Origin of the sequence: Bradyrhizobium sp. PRIMUS42, from assembly GCF_023006515.1 — a bacterium.
Lineage (GTDB): Bacteria > Pseudomonadota > Alphaproteobacteria > Rhizobiales > Xanthobacteraceae > Bradyrhizobium.
Map to the genome: position 1 here is coordinate 1 of NZ_JALBGZ010001415.1, position 684 is coordinate 684.

A 684-nucleotide genomic window follows, 5' to 3' on the forward strand; every position below is an offset into this window, starting at 1 on the left:
CAGGGCGCCGCGCACGATCTCGTCCGCGAGCTGGAGGCGCAGCTCTTCCGCCCGCGTGACCTTCTGCACGGATGCCGAGGGACGATCGACGCGCGGCACCACCGGCTCAGTCGGCAGCGTCCCTTGCGGAAACTCGTCCAGCCTCATGCGGTCTCTTTCGGCTCGTCGATGATGCTGACATGGGCAGCGACGACGCGCCAGCCCTCGGAGAAGCGAATCCAGGTCTGCATCTGCCGGCCGACCTTGCCGGGCGCCGTGTCGCGATAGAACAGGGTGGAGGCAACGGCCGTGTCGCGGCCAAAGCTGGTGATAACCGTCTTTGCAGTGCGGCGGTTCAGGCCGACCGGCGAGCGGCCGGCGCGGAAGCCGCTTATCGCCTCATAGCCATAAAGGTTCTCGCCGATGCCGTAGCGCAGCGTACGGGGATCGTTGCGGAAGAGCTCACCGAGCACGGCGACGTCGTTGCTGACGAGGGCCTGCTCATAACGATCGAACGCGGCTTTGACTTCCGCGATCACCTCGGGGAGATCGATCTCCATTTCAGAGTCCTCTGGGAGCAGGCGCAGCGGCGACGCCTATCTTTTCCAAGGCGTAGGCGACGCGGAGCGCAATGTCCTCGCGCCAGGGCGCGGCGACGATCTGCACGCCGATCGGCAGCGGCTCAAGCGGCACCGGCACCGCGAC

Annotated in this window: 1 protein-coding gene and 2 pseudogenes; all 3 read right to left on the minus strand. The window is 66.7% G+C overall.

Features of this window, described 5'->3' with window-relative positions:
- Positions 1–147: pseudogene (locus tag MOV75_RS42830) on the minus strand (GntR family transcriptional regulator); the annotation flags it as partial.
- The gene (hpxZ, locus tag MOV75_RS40760; RefSeq protein ID WP_246932471.1) at positions 144–539 is read right to left on the minus strand and encodes an oxalurate catabolism protein HpxZ; all 396 of its coding nucleotides are present in this window, start codon (positions 537–539) and stop codon (positions 144–146) included. The pseudogene MOV75_RS42830 and the gene hpxZ, both read right to left, overlap by 4 nt.
- Position 540: 1 nt before the next feature.
- Positions 541–684, minus strand: a pseudogene (locus tag MOV75_RS40765) (AtzE family amidohydrolase); the annotation flags it as partial.